The sequence below is a fragment of the Clostridium sp. BJN0001 genome (genome assembly GCF_022869825.1).
Classification (GTDB): domain Bacteria; phylum Bacillota; class Clostridia; order Clostridiales; family Clostridiaceae; genus Clostridium.
On record NZ_CP094971.1, the window covers coordinates 1207559 to 1226851 of the forward strand.

Here is a 19293-nt window from a genome sequence, read left to right on the forward strand (position 1 = left end):
GGAATTAGGCCCTTTTTTTCCATTCTAAAAGTGCTTTAGAAAGTTGATCAGGACATGAGGTATTTTTACTTCCACATTTTATTCCAGAAAGTTTTTTATAAGCTTCATCTATAGACATTCCTTTAACAAGAGCGCTTATTCCTTGAAGATTACCAGAGCACCCACCTACAAAGTTAACAGATTTTATTTTATTGTTCTCTATTTCAAGATCAATTCTTGATGAACAGGTTCCTTTTGTTTCATAAGAAAACATGATTTATCCTCCTTTAAGTCTATCCTAAATACAAAAATATAATATAATATAATACTCAAATAAGCAAGTTCAATGTCACAATATAGAAAAGTAAGGAATAGATTATTAATGAAATATTATTTAAACAGTAGGAGAATAAATGATGAGTTCTGTAATATTATGTAATAATGGAAATGATGATATTAACGTTATAGATGTGAAAAAATTAGTTAAAAAGAGAATAATTTCATCATGCCATAATTCTGTTTCAGGGCATCATGGGCTTATAATTTATAGGGGAGACATATACACAACAGATAATTTAAAAAACAGCATAACAAAATTTAGTTTAGCATCATATAAATATGAGAATTATTATATAGGAGCACATCCAAATGACATTGCAATTTTTAATCTAAGAAAAGCATATATATGTTGTGGGGAGTCTGATTCTGTAATATTATTTAATCTTAGGACTAAAATGATAAATATCCAGATCCCAGTAGGAAGACAGCCACATAGTATTGAATTGTATAATGAAAGAAGAAGAATATTTGTTGGAAATATGGGAGAGAATACAGTCTCAGTAATTAATTGTTTTTCTGATCACGAGATAAAAAGAATAAAAGTCAGATTACATCCTGTAAAACTTAAAATATCTAGAAATAGAAGATACTTATATATTTGTAGTGCTGATTTTGACAAAGGAAAAGAGGGAAGCATTGAAATAATTTCACTAGCTAAAAATGAAGTCGTTTATGAAATAAGAGTCGGTTTTTGTCCGTCGGACATCTTTGAAGACGAAAACAATCTTTTATATGTTACTAACTTTTTGGGAGAATGCATCAGCATAATAGATTTAAAAGAAAAAAGTGTAGTAAAAAATGTCTATATAGGTGGAATGCCTAAATCAATACTCAAAATAAATCAAAATATTTTTATATCAGACTATGAAAATGGGAAAATAGACATATTAAGCACACCTTTATTTAAAAAAATAAAAAGCATAAATATAGGACCAGAACCTAATAATATGCTTTTTATTAATAAGAGCTTTATTGAATAAGCATACAAAATATTATTCGATAAAAAGAGAAAATATACTATTGTACAATTTCGATGGATTACTTTTCCATTTTTTGCATATAGAAATAGCCTGTTCTTTAGTAGGAACGGTAAGCTTTACTTCCATTAATATTGAACCATTTTCAAGTGCATTTAAATCTATTATAAATGTATCGTCTTTACCTAGTGTATAATCCGCATTTATAGTAAGTTCTTTCTTTATAATCTTAAGATTATCTTCAATAAATTTATCAAAGAAATCCATATTAGCTTTAGAAATTCTATCTTTAAATAAAGAAAGAACAGTTTTACCTTTCTTAGTTATTGAGAGAAGCTTTTTTTTATTATTATATGATATGTATTCTACAAAAGCCGATTCAATTAATTCAGATAAATATTGCTGAAAATTGAAATAGTTTAGAAAAGTGTTCTCCAGCATAATATCAGTAAATTGAGTATTGGATATAGGAGTATCCAGCTTATTTAAAACATATAACATCAATAATTTGTTCTCTGCAAGTTCTGCTGAATTTTCGTACATGATAACCTCCAAACTGTAATTATAACTTATACTTTAAATTATAACATAAATTATTTAATGGTGAATATATTAAATAAAGAATTAATAAAATGGATTGATAATATGAGCTATGTAAAAAATAAAGTTGTACTTACTATTTTTCTTATAGTGTCTGTTGTATCAGTACTGCTTTATTATAAATTTCAAAATTTTACAGTAGGAAATGAATCGCATAGCATCCCCATTTATTCTGTAGATACAGATAAAAAATGTGTTAGTATTACTTTCGATGTTAATTGGGCTAAAAAGGATAATTTAGGAGTAATACTTGATATTCTAGATAAGTATAATATTAAAGGAACTTTCTTTTTAATGGGAGGATGGATTAATTATAATGATTCAAATCTTAACTATACGAAAGACATAGCTAAAAGAGGGCAAGAAATAGGTATTCATAGCTATAGTCATTGTGATTTTACGAAAGTATCAAGCGAAAAAATAGCAGAGGAACTTGAAAAAACTAATGAAACAATTGAAAAATGTACTGGTAAGAGAACAAATTTATTTAGATTTCCGAGCGGATCATATAATAATAAATCTGTTGATGAAGTAAAAAAAAGGGGATATATTCCAATTCAATGGGATGCTGATTCTGTTGACTGGAAAGAAGAGGGACTAGATATAGAATATAAACGGGTTATGAAAAGAGTTTCAAATGGTTCTATCTTACTATTCCACAATAATGCAAAATACACACCTGAGAATTTAGAGAGAATTATTAAAGAATTAAAAGATAAAGAATATTTATTTAAAACTGTTGGCGATATGATTTATAAGGATGATTATTACATTGATAATAATGGAAGACAATATAAATTAATAAAAAACTTGAAAAATAAATAACATTTGTATTATAATGGTAATATATGCAGGACAAAGCATATAGTGGCAACAATATTCACTGATAGAGAGAGGGTTTACAAATGGATAATTTAATGTTAAATAACAAAATTTATCTTGAAGGAAAGGTAGCAACCAAATTAGAATTTAGTCATGAGATGTATGGAGAAGGGTTTTACACTTTTAATCTTGATGTAATGAGACTTAGTGATTCGGTAGATACTCTTAATGTAACAGTATCTGAAAGACTTATTACAAATATGCAGATTGATGTTGGAAGTGAAATCATTGTAGAAGGACAGTTAAGATCATATAATAAGTTTATTGATGGTTCTAATAAACTTATTTTAACTGTATTTGCCAGAAATATTGAATCATGCACTCAAAAGAGCAAAAATCCAAATGAAATATTCTTGGACGGGTATATCTGCAAAGAACCAGTTTATAGAACAACTCCTTTTGGAAGAGAGATTGCAGATGTGCTTCTTGCTGTAAACAGAGCATATAATAAGTCAGATTATATACCTACTATTGCATGGGGAAGAAATTCAAGATTCTGTCAGACATTGAATGTAGGTGACAAAATTAAGGTTTGGGGAAGACTTCAGAGCAGAGAATATCAGAAAAAAATATCTGAGGACAAAGTCATAAAGAAAGTAGCTTATGAAGTTTCTATTTCTAAAATGGAAAAGTCTGAAAAATCTGAAAAAAGCGATTCTCAAAACCAGGAAGGCGCAGTCTAACTGCAAACGAATAAATTATTTCTGCCTAAAACTAAAAAAGCCTTTGTACTAATTAGAAATTAGTGCAAAGGTTTTTTATTTTATTTTCTTAAATCATCTAAAAGTTTAGTTTTTCCTTTAGTTTTGTTATCTACAGATTTAATTATTTTAGCAGGAGATCCAGCAACTACGACACCTTCAGGTACATCTTCAGTTACAACAGAACCTGCAGCAATAACAGATCCGTTTCCAACTTTAACACCTTCAAGGATTACTGAATTAGCTCCTATAAGAACATTATCACCTATCATGCATGGATCTTTACTTGGTGGTTCTAAAACACCAGCAACAACAGCACCAGCACCTAAATGAACATTATTACCAAGTTTTCCTCTAGCACCTACTACAGCATTCATATCTACCATAGTTTCGTCTCCAATTTCTGCACCTATGTTAATTACTGCACCCATCATAATTACTGCATTTTTACCAATAGATACTTTATCTCTTATGATAGCACCAGGCTCGATTCTTGCATCAATTTCTAATAAGTCAAGCATTGGAATAGCAGAATTTCTTCTGTCATTTTCAAGTCTGAAATGTTTAATTAATTGCTTATTGTCGAGAATTATTTTTGTTATTATATCAGATTCTCCAATAAGTAAGTAAAATCCGTTTGAACCATACCATTCGATCTCACTAAGATCTGCTTTAGATAGATCTCCGTTTACGTATACTTTTACTGGTGTTGCTTTCTTTGATTCTTTTATGTATCTAGCTATTTCATATGGATCTGTTAAATTATATGACATTATATCATCCTTTCTTATTTGTAAAATAAATATTACTAATATAATTATAATAAAAATTCAGAAAAAATTAAAGAGTAATAATAAAAAATATAAATAATTGAAATAAGTATTATTACGTTGTAAAATTAATACTATATCCATAAAACGAGGAGGAGCAATATTATGAACGATAATATTTTAAATATACAAATATCAGGAATAAGAAAATTTGCTGAGAAGGTTAAAAATGTAGAAGGAGCAATATCTTTAACTATTGGGCAACCTGACTTTAATGTTCCTTGCAGTGTAAAATCTGCTATGATTGACGCAATAAATGAAAATAAGACATCATATACTTCAAATGCAGGAATAGAAGAATTAAGAGAAGAAATTTCAAAATATTTGAAGACAATAGGAATAAAGTATGATAAAGATGAAATTATACTTACAATTGGAGGAAGTGAGGGGCTATATGCAGCTTTTTCAGCACTACTATCTAAGAAAGATAAAATACTTATTCCAACTCCAGCATATCCTGCATATGAAAATATATCCAAAATACTTGGAGCTGATGTAATAAATTATGATTTAAATTCAGATTTCTCAGTAAATATTAATAATATAAAAGAAAAAATAAAATTTAATAAAGATATAAAATATTTAATGCTATCATTTCCATCAAATCCTACAGGAGCACTCATGACTTATGAAAATATGAAAGAATTAATAGAGATAATAAAAGAAAATAATCTCTATGTTATTGATGATGGAATGTATGCTTCAATAATATTTGATAAATATTATTCAGTTGCTCAAGATGAAGATTTAAAGAATCAAGTAATATATATAAGTGGTTTTTCAAAGATGTTTTCAATGACTGGACTTAGAATAGGATACGTTGCATGCGGCAAAAAAATACTTAAGGAAATTTCAAAAGTTCATCAGTATGGTGTATCATGTGCACCTTCAATTTCTCAATATGGTGCACTTGAAGGCTTAAAAAATTGCAGAAGTGATGTTGAAAATATGAGAAAAATATTTGAAAACAGAAAAAATTATTGTATGAAAAGGCTTAAAGAACTTGGTTTTGATGTTAATGAGCCAAAAGGTGCATTTTACATATTCCCTTCAATTAAAAAATTTAATATGACATCAGAAAAATTCTGTGAAAAACTTTTAACTGAGGGAAAAGTTGGGTGTGTTCCGGGATCTGCTTTTGGAAAAGGTGGAGAAGGATATATGAGAATTTCTTATTGTTATTCAGATGATACTTTAAAAGAAGCATTTGATAGAATTGAAATATTTTTGGCTAAATTAAAATAGATAGTATAAAAAAGAGAGCTTAAATATTTAATAAAAGCTCTCTTTTTGCATATATAATCTATTTAAGATTTAAAACATCAGTCATATCATAAAGACCTGGTTTTGTTATAGAACTCATATATATACATGCTTTAATTGCACCTACTGCAAAAAGTTCTCTTGATGTTGCTTCGTGTGAAAAAGTAATATTTTCAGAAGCACCTGCAAATAAAACATCATGTTCTCCAGCAATTGTACCTCCTCTTATTGCATGAATTCCAATATCATTTTTTTCTCTCTTAGATGAGCCATGTCTTCCATATACATATTTCATGTCGTTTTCTACAGAATTTTTTATAGAATCTGCAAGCATAAGAGCTGTACCACTTGGAGCATCAACTTTTTGGTTATGATGTTTTTCAATTATTTCAACATCATAGCTGTCATTTAAAATAGGAGCTATTTTCTTTAAAACATAGCATAAAACATTGATTCCAAGAGACATATTGCCTGATCTAAATAATGGGAGTGACTTACTTTTTTCATTTATAAGTTCAATTTGTTTATCAGAAAAACCTGTAGAACATATAATAAAAGGTTTTTTAGTCTTTTCTGTTAAGTCTATAAGGTTTTCTAATGCATCTGCTCTTGAAAAATCTAATAAAACATCATAATCTAAATTTACTTCAGAAGGAGATTTAAAAACAGGATAGGGCATATTGTCATTAAATTTATCTATACCAGCTATAATCTCAATATTGTTATATTTTTTGCTACATTCAGTAATCATTTTTCCCATTTTACCTGAGCAACCATTAAGTAATACTTTTATCATTATTTATCACCTACATTAAATTATTATTTTTTAAAGTTTCCTTTAAAATTTTTAAATTTTTATCTTCCATATCACATAGAGGCAGTCTTAGAGGTCCTACATCATATCCTAAAATATTCATAGCTGTTTTTACAGGAATAGGGTTTGTTTCTATAAATAGTGTATTTGTAAGTTTTAAAGTATCAAGTTGGATTTTTAAAGCTTCATCTAATTTTCCATCAAGATAATTTTGTACAATTGCATGAACTTTATCTGGAATTATATTTGCTAGAACTGAAATAACCCCTTTTCCTCCAATAGAGAGAATAGGAATAATCTGATTATCATTGCCAGAATAAATATCTATAGTATCTCGTACAAGCTCTTTCATTTTAATGATCTGACTTAAGTCTCCACTTGCTTCTTTAATAGCAGCTACATTTTTTAATTTTGAAAGCTTAAGAAGTGTTTCTGGCATTATATTAACACCTGTTCTTCCTGGTACATTATAAAGTATTATTGGAATATTTACTGAATCATTAATAGCTTTATAATGGAGTAGTAGACCTTTTTGTGTAGTTTTGTTATAGTACGGAGTAATAACAAGTAATCCATCAGCACCACATTCTTCACAAAATTTACTCATCTCTATACATTTTTTAGTATCATTTGATCCTGAACCTGCAATAACGGGAATACGCTTATTTACTGTATCAACTGTAAATTTTATTACTTTTTTCTTTTCATAATCAGTCATAGTTGATGCTTCACCTGTTGTTCCACAAATTATTATTGCATCAGTACCCATCTTTATGTGCCATTCAATTAATTCCTTGAGCTTTTTATAATTTATACCTGCGAAAGTAAATGGTGTGACAATAGCAACACCTGAACCTGTAAATATTGACATTGTTTTTTCCTCCATTTTATTTCTTATACCATAATATACAGTTAAATTCTATGTTGTAACCAAAAAGATAAATATTTATATAACTATTATAAATAAATGTAAGCTAAATATCTAGTAATGTATTAAATATAAAAAAATATTTAGGGTATACTAAAAAATATATTACAAAGGAGGTTTTTTTATGTGCAGTGTACCGCTTAAAAAAGTTATAAAGTCAAAGCTTAAAAGTAATAAAGAGCTCACTAAAGAAGAAAGAAAAAGAGAAGAATTAAAATATGAGGTCGCAGAAGAATTAGGACTTTTTGATAAAGTGAGAGAAGGAGGATGGGGAGCACTCTCTGCAAAAGAAACAGGGAAAATAGGCGGTATTATGGCCAGAAAGAAAAAAGAGCTTCATATGCCTTCAAATAGTGAAATATTAAATAGTCAGAATAAAAAATAATCAATATTTGTACAATAAAAATATTTAATATATAATATAATGATGTAAATCATTTATTATATATTAAGGATGGGATAGTAATGACATATGGCGAATTTGCAAATATTTATGATGAATTAATTTATGAAGATATTGATTATGATAAGATATCAAATTATATATTAGAAATATATAAAAAGCATAATGGATCTTTTTCGGATTATCTTGATCTTGCATGTGGAACAGGAAATGTTTCAATAAGGCTTTCATCTGATTTTAAAAATAGATTTATTGTTGATAGTTCTGATGATATGCTAGATGTTGCATATTCAAAGTTTAGAGAAAAGAAAATAAAAACTAAAATTATATGTCAGGATATGGCACATCTTAATTTGAATCATAAATTTGATCTAATAACTTCTGTACTTGATTCTACGAATTATATAATAGATACTGAAGAAATTTTGAATTATTTTTCTAGTGTAAAGAGACATTTAAAAGATGATGGAATATTTATTTTTGATGTTAATTCGTATTATAAATTAAGTGAAATAATGGGAAATAATATTTTTACATATGGAACAGATGATATATTTTATACATGGGAAAATTGTTTTGAAGAAGATGTACTTAATATGTTCCTTACGTTTTTTGTAAAATCAGAAAATGGTCTTTATGAAAGGTTTGAAGAGGAACATAATGAACGGGCATATAAGGAAGAATTTTTAGATGAATGTTTAAAAAAGACTGGATTTAAAGTAATTGATAAATTTTCTGGATATTCAGATAAAAAAGTAAATGATAAATCTGAAAGAATTGTTTATGTTGTAAAGTAATAAAAAGGAGATGGGCATATGGAAGATAAAATATTAAGAGCTACAATAAAAGATGGTATGGCAAGAATAATAGGAGGGGTTACAACTAACCTTATAAGAGAAGGAGCAGAGATTCATGACTGTAGTCCTGTAGCATCAGCTGCTTTTGGAAGGATGCTTACAGCAGGAGCAATTTTAGGCGCTACATTAAAGTCAAAAGATGATGTTATAACAACAAGAATAAATGGAAATGGAGAGATACGAGGAATTACAGTTACAGCACATAGTGATGGAAGTGTTAAAGGAGTAATAGGAAATCCTTATGTATCGATGCCTTTAAATAATAAAGGAAAGCTTGATGTAGGAGGTGCTGTTGGAAAAGATGGATTACTTTATGTAATAAAGGATATGGGGCTTAAAAATCCATACATAGGACAAGTCCCAATAAGAACTGGAGAAATAGCAGAAGACTTTGCATATTATTTTACAGTTTCAGAGCAGATACCATCTGCAGTAGCACTTGGAGTATTAGTTGGAAAAGACTTAAAAGTTATAGCTGCTGGGGGATTTATGGTGCAAATGATGCCAGGAGCAGATGATCTTTTAGCTGATCTTATAACATATAGACTAAATGAAATACCACCTGTAACAACACTTATTAATGAAGGAAGAGATGCTAAAGAGCTTTTAGAGTATGTATTTAAGGATATGGATCTTAAAATATTAGGTGAAATAACTTCTAAATATAAATGTGACTGTTCAAGAGAGAAAACAGAAAAAGCATTTATTTCAATAGGTAAAAAGGATCTTACTGAAATTTATAATGAAGGAAAAACTGAAGAGATTGTTTGTAATTTTTGCAATAAGAAATATCATTTTACGCATGATGAGATTGGTGAGCTTTTAAAAAGAAGTGAAAAATAATTAAAAATAATCAAAGAAAAAATACTGGACTTATAATTAGTCCGGTATTTTTTTTATCTTTTTAAAAAGGAACATAAGAAATGAGAATTCATATTATATTAAGGAAGATTTATATTGTGATAATTCCTCCACGATCTTTTAATTTACAGTTATCTAAATATATTGGAGTAACTTTAAATTTTGATAAGAAATCAAGAACTTTATCTTTATATTTATATTTTTGGAGAGTTCCAAAAAAAACAATTTCGTTTTTTGAAATTAATCCTCCACATCCTCCAATAAAACCATACTCAAAATCTTCAAGTATTATATCGCCAAAAGGAAGAAGAAGAACATCCATATTTTTTGAAGAGAGAACATTATATATTCCTAAATCGGATGTTATAAATGCATTATCTGAAACTTTAAGTACTGAGCAGTTTGTGTATCCTTGATTAACATTTAATATTTCACGGTTATCTATGGAACGTAAAAGTGTATTATCCGTATACTTTATATTATGAACAAAAATATCTTTAGTAATAAGAGCATTTAAAATTATATCGGATGGATATTTTTCTTTAAGGCTTGACGATGAAAGAGAATACTTTATATTATTATTTTCAAGATCTTTTAGAAAATCATATTTCATATCTTTTTGGATGATTAATTTATAGCTTTTTCCATTTTTAATAACACTAAGCTGTATATCTGGATGAGAAGATATTGCATTATATAAAGTATCACATTTTGGAACTTTTATTATTTTTAAATTGAGTTTTTTTAAGTTTACTAGTTCATTGCAAGTTATTTTAGAATCAACAAAACAAATTATAATAATCACTACCTTTATTTATAATTATATAAAAATAATATGCGTATATCAAATCAATTTTAATACATACTAGTAAGTAGAAAGGAGTTTTGAATCCATGCTTGTACTCAAATTAGAATATAGTGAGGATATAGACTTCATTATAGAATTAAGAAAATTAAAAAGTATACTAAAAGATAAGAAAATTAATATTGGTTTTGTAGAAAGTATAGATCATAAGACACATATTATAAAGATCTTATGTGATGATTCATCATACGATGATAGAATAAAAAATATTATAAATTTATATGTAAGTAATATTCTATATAGAGTAATTATAGATAAATATAAAAATAAAGAGCTTTTAGAATATTTGACTAATAATTATTTCTTTTTAAAGCAGTCAGAAATTCTAGAACTTGAGAAGAAAATAGAAAAAGTATTAAAATGTGAAAGTATTATTCCAGATGAGAATTCAGTATCATACCTTAATCAAATAAATTATATAATTGAACAAATAAGGGAATGTATAAGTGAAAGACAGGAAATAAATATAAATGGTTTTATAACATTTAGAATGAAGAATTTTAGAAACAATATAGAGAATATAATAGAAAGTATAATAGAAACTTATATGGCACGAAAAGAATACGAAGAATTTATAAAACTTTTAAGATATTTTGTTGAGATGCAGGTTTCAACTATAGAAGAAGTTAATATAGTTATTTCAGAAACAAATGTGTATAATATAGAAGATGAAAGAGGAAATAATTTATATTATAAATTTATAAAGGAATTATCAGAGAATGAGAAAAGAAGTTCTGATAATATAGAAGATATACTTATTACAGGGCTTATTACAAATTCTCCAAAAGAGATTAACATTTACGATAAATATAAAAAAATAAACGAAGAATTATTAAACACAATAAAAAGTGTTTTTGTAGATAGAGTAAATTATTTTACGGATAGTACAAAAGAAAAGAAAAATGTTGACATAAAAAAATAAATATGATATTATGAATACTGTCAAGAAGGAACAGCCGTTTCTCACCATATGATGTATGTATTACTATCAATATGGTAATGAATTTATTTTGATGATATAGGACGGCTTTTGACCGTCCTTTTATTATGCATATAATTTTCCGGAGGTGAAAAATATTAATAAAAATTTTTCAATTAATGAAAATATAAGAGAAAAAGAATTAAGAGTAATATCTGATGATGGCTCACAGCTTGGAATAATTTCAACAGCAGAAGCAAAAAGACTTGCTGAAGAAAAAGATCTTGACTTAGTAATGATTTCTCCAAATGCAAAACCACCAGTCTGCAAGATTATGAATTATGGAAAATTTATATACGAGCAGTCTAAGAAAGAGAAAGAAGCTAAGAAAAAGCAAAAAGTAGTAAGCATCAAAGAGATTAGAGTTAGTCTAACTATTGAGGAACATGACATTTCAATAAAAGCAAAGAATGCTAAGAAGTTCCTATTAGATGGAGATAAAGTTAAAATCACTGTCAGATTTAGAGGGAGAGAGATGGAACTTGGTCATTTAGGACAAAAGATTCTTGATAATTTTCAATCGAAACTCGAAGATGTTAGTGTTGTAGAGAAACCTTCTAAAAGAGAAGGAAGAAATATGACAATGGTTTTAGGCCCTAAAAAGGCATAACTTGAGAGGAGGATTTTATCATGCCAAAAATGAAAAGTAATAGAGGAGCAGCAAAAAGATTTAAGAAAACAGGAACAGGTAAGTTAAAGAGAGCTAAGGCTTTTAAGAGCCATATCTTAACTAAGAAAAGTTCTAAAACTAAGAGAAATCTTAGAAAAGCTGGATATGTAGATACTACACAAGAAAAAGTAATGAAAAAAATATTACCATATCTTTAGTTTGAAGGATGTACAGGAGGTTTAACGTATGGCAAGAGTAAAAAGAGCAGTAAACGCTCGTAAAAATCATAGAAAAGTCTTAAAACTTGCAAAAGGTTATTATGCAGGAAAGAGCAAGTTATACAAAACAGCAAATGAATCAGTTATTAGAGCATTAAGAAATGCTTATACTGGAAGAAAGAATAAGAAGAGAGACTTCAGAAAAGTATGGATCGCAAGAATCAATGCAGCTACAAGAATGAACGATCTTTCATATTCTAAGTTTATGAATGGAATAAAGAAAGCAGGAGTAGATATAAACAGAAAAATGCTTTCAGAAATAGCTATTAATGATCCTAAAGCATTTACTGAATTAGTTGAAGTAGCTAAAAAACAATTAAACGCTTAATAGCTTAATGTAATAAAATGCGGCTTAAAAGAGTCGCATTTTATTTATATATAAAAATAAATAGTTACAAACTTTTGGAGTGATATATATGTCAAAACCATTAACTCAAAAGTCGAGGCTTGATGCAGTACAGATATTAGCAATAGGCTTTTTAGTTCTTATAGTTGCAGGTGGAATCCTTTTAAGCCTTCCAATTTCTTCTGCAAAAGGAAATTATACTAATCTGTTGGACGCAATTTTTACGTCAACATCAGCGGTTTGTGTTACAGGTCTTGTAACACTTGATACAGGAACTTATTTTAGTACATTTGGGCAGGTTGTTATTATAATTCTTATTGAATTTGGTGGTCTAGGATTTATGTCCATTACTACATTTGCAGCAATACTTATAGGAAAGAAGATAACTTTAAGAGATAGACTAATTGTTCAAGAAGCTATGAATACATTTAATATAGAAGGACTTGTAAGAATGGTTTATTATGTATTTGTATTTACACTATCAGTACAGCTTTTTGGAGCTTTATTATTATCTACTCAGTTTATTCCTGAATATGGATTAATAAAAGGTCTCTTTTTTAGTATTTTCCATTCTATTTCTGCATTTTGTAATGCAGGATTTGATCTTTTTGGACACTTTAACAGCCTTACAGGTTATTCAGGTAATTCTGTTGTAATACTTACTATAAGTATACTTATAATAATAGGGGGTCTAGGATTCTCTGTTCTTATGGAAATTTATAATTATAAAAATTCTAAAAAATTTTCTATAAACTCTAAAATAGTAATATATATGACAGCGTTTTTGGTGATATTTGGGACTATATTTTTCTTTGTAATAGAATTTTCTAATAAAGCAACAATAGGAGATATGAATTTTAAAAATAAAATTCTTAATTCGTTTTTTGCAGCAGTAACTCCGAGAACTGCTGGCTTTAATACGATTTCTACAAATGATATGACAATGCCAGGAAAATTTTTAACAATTATTCTTATGTTTATAGGAGGATCTCCAGGCTCTACGGCTGGTGGACTTAAAACAACTACATTTAGTGTAATATTACTTACTATAATGTGTGTTCTTAAAGGAAGAGAAGAAACTGAAGTATTTGAAAGAAGGCTATCTAAGGAAACAGTTTACAAGGCATTTACAATGTTCTTCGTAGCTATGACACTTGTTCTTACAGTAGCAATGGTCCTTTCTATTACTGAAAAAAACGAACCTTTTATAAATCTTTTATATGAAGCTACATCAGCATTTGGTACTGTTGGTATTACAACAGGTGTTACTCAACATTTGTCAATAGTTGGTAAAATAATAATTATAATAACAATGTATTTTGGAAGAGTAGGTCCTATAACAGTTATTTTAGCATTTATAAGTAGAAAGAAAAAAACAGGATATAAGTATCCTGAAGCTAAAATCTTGATAGGTTAAAGGAGGAGTATTTTATGCAAAAAAAACAGTTTGTAGTAATAGGCCTTGGGAGATTTGGAATATCTCTTGCAAAGACTGTCTATGATTTGGGTCATGATGTTCTTGTAATTGATAAAGATGAAGATGTTATTCAGGATATTTCTGATAATGTAACCCATGCAGTGCAGATGGATGCTACAGATGAGAATGCATTAAAGACACTTGGAATAAGAAATTTTGATGTTGCAGTAGTTGCGATAGGTTCTAATATTCAAGCGAGTATTATGGCTACGCTTCTTGTTAAAGAACTTGGAGTTAAGTATATAATTGCAAAAGGAAATAGTGATATACATGCAAAAGTTCTTTATAAAATTGGAGCAGATAAAGTAATACTTCCAGAAAAAGATATGGGTGTCAGAGTCGCACATAATTTAGTATCATCAAGTATATTTGATTACATAGAACTTTCATCAGAATATAGTATTATGGAAATAGAAGTCTTAGGTGAATGGGAAAATAAGACTCTTAAAGATACAAAACTTAGAAGTAGATATGGTATAAATGTTGTTGCTATAAAAAATGGAGACAAGATAAATGTTTCTCCATCAGCTGACGATATTATAAGAGAGAAAGATATCATAGTTGCAATTGGTTCTGCGGATGAATTAAGTAAACTTGAAGGAATGATTGTAAAAGTTAAATAAGGATAGGTGTATTATATTGATTTTAATTGAAAGCAAGGAAAACAGTATTTTTAAAGAAATAAGGAAACTGCATGAAAGAAAAAATAGAAATAAGCTTTCTAAATTTATAATTGAAGGTTTTAGGCTTATAGAAGAAGCGTTTATTTCTAATGTGCCTATAGATTATATAATTATTTCGAAATCAGCTAAAGAAAAAATATCAAATTATAATATAGATACTGATTCGATTAAATGTTATGAGATGCCTGATAATTTACTTAAAGAACTTGCATTTACAGATTCACCTCAAGGGATAGTTGCAGTTATACAGGTAGAGAATCAAAAAATTTCTGAAAGTGGTTCTTTTTATTTATTATGTGATAAAGTGCAGGATCCTGGAAATATGGGTACTATTATAAGAACTGCAGATGCTGCAGGAGCTGATGGCATTATATTAACTAAAGGAACTGTAGATATATATAATGAAAAAGTAATACGTTCAACTATGGGATCAATATTTCATATTCCTATTTTTTATGATAATGATTTATCAGAAGTTAAAAAATTAAAATCTAATGGATTTAAATTAATTGTTACAGCTCTTGATGCAGAAAATAATTTTTTTGAACAAAAACTTGATGGAAAAATAATTTTGACAGTTGGTAATGAAGGAAATGGAGTAAGTAACGATATAGTATCATTGGCAGACATTAAAGTTAAAATTCCAATGAGTGGAAAAGCTGAATCATTGAATGTTTCTATTGCTTCTGGAATTATTATGTACGAAAGAGTAAGACAGCAAAATATATAGAATGAATTGTTGAAATTAATATATTTTGGTTGTATAATAAAATTATTAATTTAATATTAGACTGTGATTGAGAGAGTAGATATTATGATTCTTTAAGGGAAAAAAGGCCATTGACTGTAAGCTTTTTAAGACTATTAATATTGAAGTTCACTCAGGAGTCCTAATTGTGAAAAAATTTTAAAGTAGCAGTTAGCGGTTAGGTACCGTTATAAAAATGAGCTGAATTTCTATTATTATAAATAGAAATTAACTAGGGTGGTAACGCGGATATTCGTCCCTTTTTTGGGGGACGATTTTTTTTCGCAGTTTTTTATTATTAATAAAAAAATTAGTTTCGAAAGGAGAAAATTATGAAAGAAAAACTAGAAGGCATTTTAAAAAATGCTATAAATCAAATCGAAAATATTAAAGATAGCAGTGAGCTAGATGAAATAAGAGTAAAATATTTAGGTAAAAAAGGTGAACTTACTGCAGTACTAAGAGGAATGGGTAACGTATCCAAAGAAGAAAGACCTATCGTTGGTAAAATGGTGAATGAAGCCAAAGCAAAAATTGAAGAAAAAATTGCAGAAACTTTAAAAAAGGTTAAAGATGAAGAAAAAAATGAAAAATTAAAGAATGAAATAGTAGATATCTCACTTCCTGGAAGAAAAAGTGCTATAGGAAAAAGACATCCTCTTGATTTAACACTTGAAAAGATAAAAGATATATTTATTTCAATGGGATTTACTATAGAAGATGGTCCTGAAGTTGAATTTGATCATTATAATTTTGAAGCACTAAATATACCTAAAAATCATCCAGCAAGAAGTGAACAAGATACATTTTATATAAATGATAATATTGTATTAAGAACACAAACATCACCAATACAAATAAGAACAATGGAAAGCCAGAAACCTCCTATAAAAATGATATCACCGGGAAAGGTTTATAGAAGTGATTCTGTTGATGCAACACATTCGCCAATTTTCTATCAGATGGAAGGTCTTGTAGTAGATAAGGATGTTACTTTTGCAGATCTTAAAGGAACACTTGAATTATTTGTTAAAAAAATGTTTGGTGATAATGTAAAGACAAAGTTTAGACCACATCATTTCCCATTTACTGAACCATCAGCTGAAATGGATGCTACATGTTTTGTATGTGGTGGAAAAGGATGTAGAGTATGTAAAGGAAGCGGCTGGATTGAGATATTAGGATGCGGAATGGTACATCCTAATGTTCTTAGAAATTGTAATATAGATCCAGATGTTTATAGTGGATTTGCTTTTGGATTTGGACTTGATAGAATAGTTATGTTAAATTATGGAATAGATGACATAAGACTTCTATATGAAAGTGATATGAGATTTTTAAATCAATTTTAATAGTAATAGGACATTTACGTTTTAAGGAGGATATTTAAATGAAGATACCATATACTTGGTTAAAAGATTATGTTGAAATAGATGTAAGTGCAAAAGAATTAGGTGATATACTAACACTTACAGGATCTCAACTTGAAGAATTAGTAGTTCAAGGAGATAACATTAAAAATGTAGTTACAGGAAAGATAAATACAATAGAAAAACATCCTGATGCAGATAAATTAAGCATCTGCATGGTTGATATTGGCAAAGAAGAAGAAATTCAGATTGTTACTGCAGCAACAAATATGAAAGAAAATGATATTGTACCTGTAGCTCTTCACGGATCTACATTAGCCGATGGAACAAAGATAAAAAAAGGTAAATTAAGAGGAGTTATGTCAAATGGAATGTTCTGTTCAGAAGAAGAACTTGGTATTCCTACTGATGAACCAGTAAAAGGACTTATGATTCTTAAAGAGGATACTAAACTTGGTCAGGATATAAAAGAAGCATTAGGACTTAATAAGGCAATACTTGACTTTGAAATAACTTCAAACAGACCAGACTGCTTAAGTATGATAGGAATGGCAAGAGAGACAGCTGCAGCACTTAAAAAAGAATATCATATGCCAAATCTTAAGTATGAAGTAAAAAGTAAAAGTAATGTGAATGATGAATTAAAAGTAGAAGTAAATGATAAACTCTGCAATAGATATATGGCAAGAGGAGTAAAAAATGTAAAAATCACAGAATCTCCAAAATGGATGCAGGAAAGACTTTTAGACGCAGGGGTAAGACCTATAAATAATATAGTTGATATTACAAATTTTGTTATGCTTGAAACTGGAGAACCTATGCATGCATATGACAAAAGAGAAATAACTAGTGGAAAGATAGTTGTAGAAAGAGCTAGTGATAATGAGAAATTTACAACTCTTGATGAAGTAGAAAGAAATTTAGACAGCGATGTTTTATGTATAAAAGATGATAAAAATACAATAGGTATTGCAGGAATCATGGGTGGACTTGATTCAGAAATAAAGGATGATACAACAGAAGTTATTTTTGAATGTGCAGGATTTGATGGAACAAGTATAAGAGTTAACTCTAAAAAGTTAAATTTAAGAACAGAAGCATCTGGAAGATTTGAAAAAGATATAGATCCTAATCTTGCAGAACTTGCACTTAATAGAGCATGTGCATTAGTTGACGAATTAAACTGCGGCGAAATAATGGATGGAACTATAGATATTTATAACAATAAGAAAAATGAAGGAGAAGTTGTTGTTAGCTATAAATGGATCAATAAATTCTTAGGAACAGACATATCTAAAGAAGAAATGAAAAAATGTCTTGATTCTATAGATTTAACAACTAAAATTGATGAAGATAATTTAATTGTTAAAGCACCAACATTTAGAATAGATATTGCAATAAAGGAAGATATAGCAGAAGAAGTTGCAAGAATTCATGGCTATTCAAAAGTCCCTTCAACAATATTTGATAAATCTACAGGTAGAGATCCTAAATATAGAAAGGGAATGCTTGATGACATAATTATAGACTGTGCAACAGCAAGTGGATTAAATCAAGCAATAAGTTATTCCTTCATTTCACCAAAAGTATTTGATAAAATTAATTTAGATAAGGATAGTCCTTTAAGAAATGTAGTTAAAATAAAGAATCCTCTTGGAGAAGATTTTAGCGTTATGAGAACAACAACTCTTCCATCAATGATGGAATGTTTAGCTAGAAACTATTCAAGAAATAATGATTATGCAAAACTTTTTGAAATGGGAAGAATTTATCTTCCAAAAGAAGATAAGAATTTACTTCCAGATGAAAAAAATATTTTAACAATTGGAATGTATGGTTCTTGTGATTATTTAGACTTAAAAGGAATAGTTGAAAATATTACAGATAGATTAGGATTAAAGAAAGTTAAATATATAAGAGAAAGTGCAAATACAGGATACCATCCTGGAATATGTGCAAAACTTCTAATTGGCAAAAATGAAGCAGGAGTATTAGGAGAAGTACATCCTGATGTATGTGAAAATTATGGAGTGGATGAAAGATGTTATGTTGCTGAAATTAATCTCGATGTTTTATATGAAAATTCAGATTTTAATAAGAAGTATAAACCTATTCCTAAATTCCCAGCAGTTACAAGAGATATTGCGTTATTAGTTGATGATAAAATATTAGTAAGCGAAATTGATGAGACAATAAAGAAATCTGGTGGAAATTTAGTTGAAAAAGTTCAGCTTTTTGATATATATAGAGGAAAACAAATACCAGATGGTAAAAAGAGCATAGCATACTCAGTTTCATACAGAGATGAAAAAAAGACTCTTACAGATAAAGAAGTAAATAAAGTTCATGATAAAATATTAAGAGCGTTAGAATATAAACTTGGAGTACAACTTAGATAGCTTTATAAAACAATATAAAAATACAAAAAAGAAGTCATTTTAACAAAATGGCTTCTTTTTTGTATTTTATTAAATATTTCTTTATATAGATATATTATCTATTC

Annotated in this window: 22 protein-coding genes and 1 other annotated feature; of the genes, 16 read left to right on the plus strand and 6 right to left on the minus strand. The window is 28.2% G+C overall.

All coding sequences use genetic code 11. The features are described 5' to 3' along the window. Positions 1 to 4 precede the first annotated feature (4 nt). Complete coding sequence (locus MTX53_RS05725; protein WP_244835295.1) at positions 5 to 253, minus strand: TIGR03905 family TSCPD domain-containing protein; 249 nt, start codon at positions 251 to 253, stop codon at positions 5 to 7. A gap of 142 nt (positions 254 to 395) precedes the next feature. Here MTX53_RS05725 and MTX53_RS05730 point away from each other — a divergent pair, with 142 nt between their 5' ends. Continuing rightward, positions 396 to 1298 (plus strand): YncE family protein, encoded by a 903-nt coding sequence (locus MTX53_RS05730; RefSeq protein WP_244835296.1) that lies wholly within the window; start codon positions 396 to 398, stop codon positions 1296 to 1298. A gap of 12 nt (positions 1299 to 1310) precedes the next feature. On the opposite strand, the gene MTX53_RS05735 is transcribed toward MTX53_RS05730, so the two are convergent. Beyond that, positions 1311 to 1838 (minus strand): DUF4364 family protein, encoded by a 528-nt coding sequence (locus tag MTX53_RS05735; RefSeq protein WP_244835297.1) that lies wholly within the window; start codon positions 1836 to 1838, stop codon positions 1311 to 1313. A 102-nt stretch (positions 1839 to 1940) separates the two neighbouring features. Between MTX53_RS05735 and MTX53_RS05740 the strand changes: the two genes are divergently transcribed. Then, entirely contained in the window at positions 1941 to 2720 is a 780-nt protein-coding gene (locus MTX53_RS05740) for a polysaccharide deacetylase family protein (RefSeq protein WP_244835298.1), read from the plus strand. Positions 2721 to 2800: 80 nt separating this feature from the next. Then, complete coding sequence (locus tag MTX53_RS05745) at positions 2801 to 3460, plus strand: single-stranded DNA-binding protein (RefSeq protein WP_244835299.1); 660 nt, start codon at positions 2801 to 2803, stop codon at positions 3458 to 3460. Between the two features lie 80 nt (positions 3461 to 3540). On the opposite strand, the gene dapD is transcribed toward MTX53_RS05745, so the two are convergent. After that, positions 3541 to 4251, minus strand: coding sequence for a 2,3,4,5-tetrahydropyridine-2,6-dicarboxylate N-acetyltransferase (gene dapD / locus MTX53_RS05750; RefSeq protein WP_244835300.1), 711 nt, complete (start codon positions 4249 to 4251; stop codon positions 3541 to 3543). A 162-nt stretch (positions 4252 to 4413) separates the two neighbouring features. On the opposite strand from dapD, the gene MTX53_RS05755 reads away from it, so the two are divergent. Further along, the gene (locus MTX53_RS05755; RefSeq protein WP_244835301.1) at positions 4414 to 5553 is read left to right on the plus strand and encodes an aminotransferase class I/II-fold pyridoxal phosphate-dependent enzyme; all 1140 of its coding nucleotides are present in this window, start codon (positions 4414 to 4416) and stop codon (positions 5551 to 5553) included. A 58-nt stretch (positions 5554 to 5611) separates the two neighbouring features. On the opposite strand, the gene dapB is transcribed toward MTX53_RS05755, so the two are convergent. Both dapB and dapA read right to left on the minus strand, forming a co-directional pair. Continuing rightward, positions 5612 to 6367 carry a 4-hydroxy-tetrahydrodipicolinate reductase gene (gene dapB, locus MTX53_RS05760; protein WP_244835302.1) on the minus strand — a complete coding sequence of 252 codons (756 nt, stop codon included), beginning with the start codon at positions 6365 to 6367 and terminating at the stop codon, positions 5612 to 5614. A gap of 10 nt (positions 6368 to 6377) precedes the next feature. Beyond that, a complete protein-coding gene (gene dapA / locus MTX53_RS05765) occupies positions 6378 to 7256 on the minus strand; it encodes a 4-hydroxy-tetrahydrodipicolinate synthase (protein WP_244835303.1) in 879 nt (292 codons plus the stop codon). 181 nt (positions 7257 to 7437) lie between these two features. Between dapA and MTX53_RS05770 the strand changes: the two genes are divergently transcribed. The 3 genes from MTX53_RS05770 (at position 7438) to hslO (ending at position 9416) form a co-directional block, all read left to right on the plus strand. After that, positions 7438 to 7698, plus strand: a complete 261-nt coding sequence (locus MTX53_RS05770) for a small, acid-soluble spore protein, alpha/beta type (protein ID WP_244835304.1) — start codon at positions 7438 to 7440, stop codon at positions 7696 to 7698. Positions 7699 to 7778: 80 nt separating this feature from the next. After that, on the plus strand, positions 7779 to 8513 hold the full coding sequence (locus MTX53_RS05775; RefSeq protein ID WP_244835305.1) for a class I SAM-dependent methyltransferase: 735 nt from the start codon (positions 7779 to 7781) through the stop codon (positions 8511 to 8513). Positions 8514 to 8531: 18 nt separating this feature from the next. Continuing rightward, positions 8532 to 9416 carry an Hsp33 family molecular chaperone HslO gene (gene hslO, locus MTX53_RS05780; protein ID WP_244835306.1) on the plus strand — a complete coding sequence of 295 codons (885 nt, stop codon included), beginning with the start codon at positions 8532 to 8534 and terminating at the stop codon, positions 9414 to 9416. Between the two features lie 109 nt (positions 9417 to 9525). Here hslO and MTX53_RS05785 read toward each other — a convergent pair whose 3' ends face one another. Further along, positions 9526 to 10239 carry a DUF6873 family GME fold protein gene (locus MTX53_RS05785; RefSeq protein ID WP_348521806.1) on the minus strand — a complete coding sequence of 238 codons (714 nt, stop codon included), beginning with the start codon at positions 10237 to 10239 and terminating at the stop codon, positions 9526 to 9528. Positions 10240 to 10327: 88 nt separating this feature from the next. On the opposite strand from MTX53_RS05785, the gene ytxC reads away from it, so the two are divergent. The 9 genes from ytxC (at position 10328) to pheT (ending at position 19189) form a co-directional block, all read left to right on the plus strand. Beyond that, positions 10328 to 11221 carry a putative sporulation protein YtxC gene (gene ytxC / locus MTX53_RS05790; protein ID WP_244835307.1) on the plus strand — a complete coding sequence of 298 codons (894 nt, stop codon included), beginning with the start codon at positions 10328 to 10330 and terminating at the stop codon, positions 11219 to 11221. 145 nt (positions 11222 to 11366) lie between these two features. Then, on the plus strand, positions 11367 to 11888 hold the full coding sequence (infC, locus tag MTX53_RS05795) for a translation initiation factor IF-3 (RefSeq protein ID WP_244835308.1): 522 nt from the start codon (positions 11367 to 11369) through the stop codon (positions 11886 to 11888). 20 nt (positions 11889 to 11908) lie between these two features. Next, positions 11909 to 12106, plus strand: coding sequence for a 50S ribosomal protein L35 (gene rpmI, locus MTX53_RS05800; protein WP_244835309.1), 198 nt, complete (start codon positions 11909 to 11911; stop codon positions 12104 to 12106). Between the two features lie 28 nt (positions 12107 to 12134). Then, a complete protein-coding gene (rplT, locus tag MTX53_RS05805; RefSeq protein WP_244835310.1) occupies positions 12135 to 12494 on the plus strand; it encodes a 50S ribosomal protein L20 in 360 nt (119 codons plus the stop codon). A gap of 88 nt (positions 12495 to 12582) precedes the next feature. Then, positions 12583 to 13929, plus strand: a complete 1347-nt coding sequence (locus MTX53_RS05810) for a TrkH family potassium uptake protein (protein ID WP_244835311.1) — start codon at positions 12583 to 12585, stop codon at positions 13927 to 13929. 14 nt (positions 13930 to 13943) lie between these two features. Then, the gene (locus MTX53_RS05815) at positions 13944 to 14612 is read left to right on the plus strand and encodes a TrkA family potassium uptake protein (RefSeq protein WP_244835312.1); all 669 of its coding nucleotides are present in this window, start codon (positions 13944 to 13946) and stop codon (positions 14610 to 14612) included. Between the two features lie 16 nt (positions 14613 to 14628). Then, on the plus strand, positions 14629 to 15402 hold the full coding sequence (locus MTX53_RS05820; RefSeq protein WP_244835313.1) for an RNA methyltransferase: 774 nt from the start codon (positions 14629 to 14631) through the stop codon (positions 15400 to 15402). Positions 15403 to 15456: 54 nt separating this feature from the next. Then, positions 15457 to 15684 (plus strand) — a binding site (T-box leader). Between the two features lie 68 nt (positions 15685 to 15752). Next, positions 15753 to 16772, plus strand: a complete 1020-nt coding sequence (gene pheS, locus MTX53_RS05825; RefSeq protein WP_244835314.1) for a phenylalanine--tRNA ligase subunit alpha — start codon at positions 15753 to 15755, stop codon at positions 16770 to 16772. Positions 16773 to 16810: 38 nt separating this feature from the next. Next, positions 16811 to 19189: a phenylalanine--tRNA ligase subunit beta gene (pheT, locus tag MTX53_RS05830; protein WP_244835315.1), complete on the plus strand. Its 2379-nt coding sequence runs from the start codon at positions 16811 to 16813 to the stop codon at positions 19187 to 19189. Positions 19190 to 19293: the final 104 nt, after the last annotated feature.

What these genes read in the sequence shown, in the direction of transcription:
- MTX53_RS05725 (WP_244835295.1), bottom strand. Translation starts at nt 253, where the DNA reads ATGTTTTCTTATGAAACAAAAGGAACCTGTTCATCAAGAATTGATCTT.
- MTX53_RS05730 (WP_244835296.1), top strand. Translation starts at nt 396, where the DNA reads ATGAGTTCTGTAATATTATGTAATAATGGAAATGATGATATTAACGTT.
- MTX53_RS05735 (WP_244835297.1), bottom strand. Translation starts at nt 1,838, where the DNA reads ATGTACGAAAATTCAGCAGAACTTGCAGAGAACAAATTATTGATGTTA.
- MTX53_RS05740 (WP_244835298.1), top strand. Translation starts at nt 1,941, where the DNA reads ATGAGCTATGTAAAAAATAAAGTTGTACTTACTATTTTTCTTATAGTG.
- MTX53_RS05745 (WP_244835299.1), top strand. Translation starts at nt 2,801, where the DNA reads ATGGATAATTTAATGTTAAATAACAAAATTTATCTTGAAGGAAAGGTA.
- dapD (WP_244835300.1), bottom strand. Translation starts at nt 4,251, where the DNA reads ATGTCATATAATTTAACAGATCCATATGAAATAGCTAGATACATAAAA.
- MTX53_RS05755 (WP_244835301.1), top strand. Translation starts at nt 4,414, where the DNA reads ATGAACGATAATATTTTAAATATACAAATATCAGGAATAAGAAAATTT.
- dapB (WP_244835302.1), bottom strand. Translation starts at nt 6,367, where the DNA reads ATGATAAAAGTATTACTTAATGGTTGCTCAGGTAAAATGGGAAAAATG.
- dapA (WP_244835303.1), bottom strand. Translation starts at nt 7,256, where the DNA reads ATGTCAATATTTACAGGTTCAGGTGTTGCTATTGTCACACCATTTACT.
- MTX53_RS05770 (WP_244835304.1), top strand. Translation starts at nt 7,438, where the DNA reads ATGTGCAGTGTACCGCTTAAAAAAGTTATAAAGTCAAAGCTTAAAAGT.
- MTX53_RS05775 (WP_244835305.1), top strand. Translation starts at nt 7,779, where the DNA reads ATGACATATGGCGAATTTGCAAATATTTATGATGAATTAATTTATGAA.
- hslO (WP_244835306.1), top strand. Translation starts at nt 8,532, where the DNA reads ATGGAAGATAAAATATTAAGAGCTACAATAAAAGATGGTATGGCAAGA.
- ytxC (WP_244835307.1), top strand. Translation starts at nt 10,328, where the DNA reads ATGCTTGTACTCAAATTAGAATATAGTGAGGATATAGACTTCATTATA.
- rpmI (WP_244835309.1), top strand. Translation starts at nt 11,909, where the DNA reads ATGCCAAAAATGAAAAGTAATAGAGGAGCAGCAAAAAGATTTAAGAAA.
- rplT (WP_244835310.1), top strand. Translation starts at nt 12,135, where the DNA reads ATGGCAAGAGTAAAAAGAGCAGTAAACGCTCGTAAAAATCATAGAAAA.
- MTX53_RS05810 (WP_244835311.1), top strand. Translation starts at nt 12,583, where the DNA reads ATGTCAAAACCATTAACTCAAAAGTCGAGGCTTGATGCAGTACAGATA.
- MTX53_RS05815 (WP_244835312.1), top strand. Translation starts at nt 13,944, where the DNA reads ATGCAAAAAAAACAGTTTGTAGTAATAGGCCTTGGGAGATTTGGAATA.
- pheS (WP_244835314.1), top strand. Translation starts at nt 15,753, where the DNA reads ATGAAAGAAAAACTAGAAGGCATTTTAAAAAATGCTATAAATCAAATC.
- pheT (WP_244835315.1), top strand. Translation starts at nt 16,811, where the DNA reads ATGAAGATACCATATACTTGGTTAAAAGATTATGTTGAAATAGATGTA.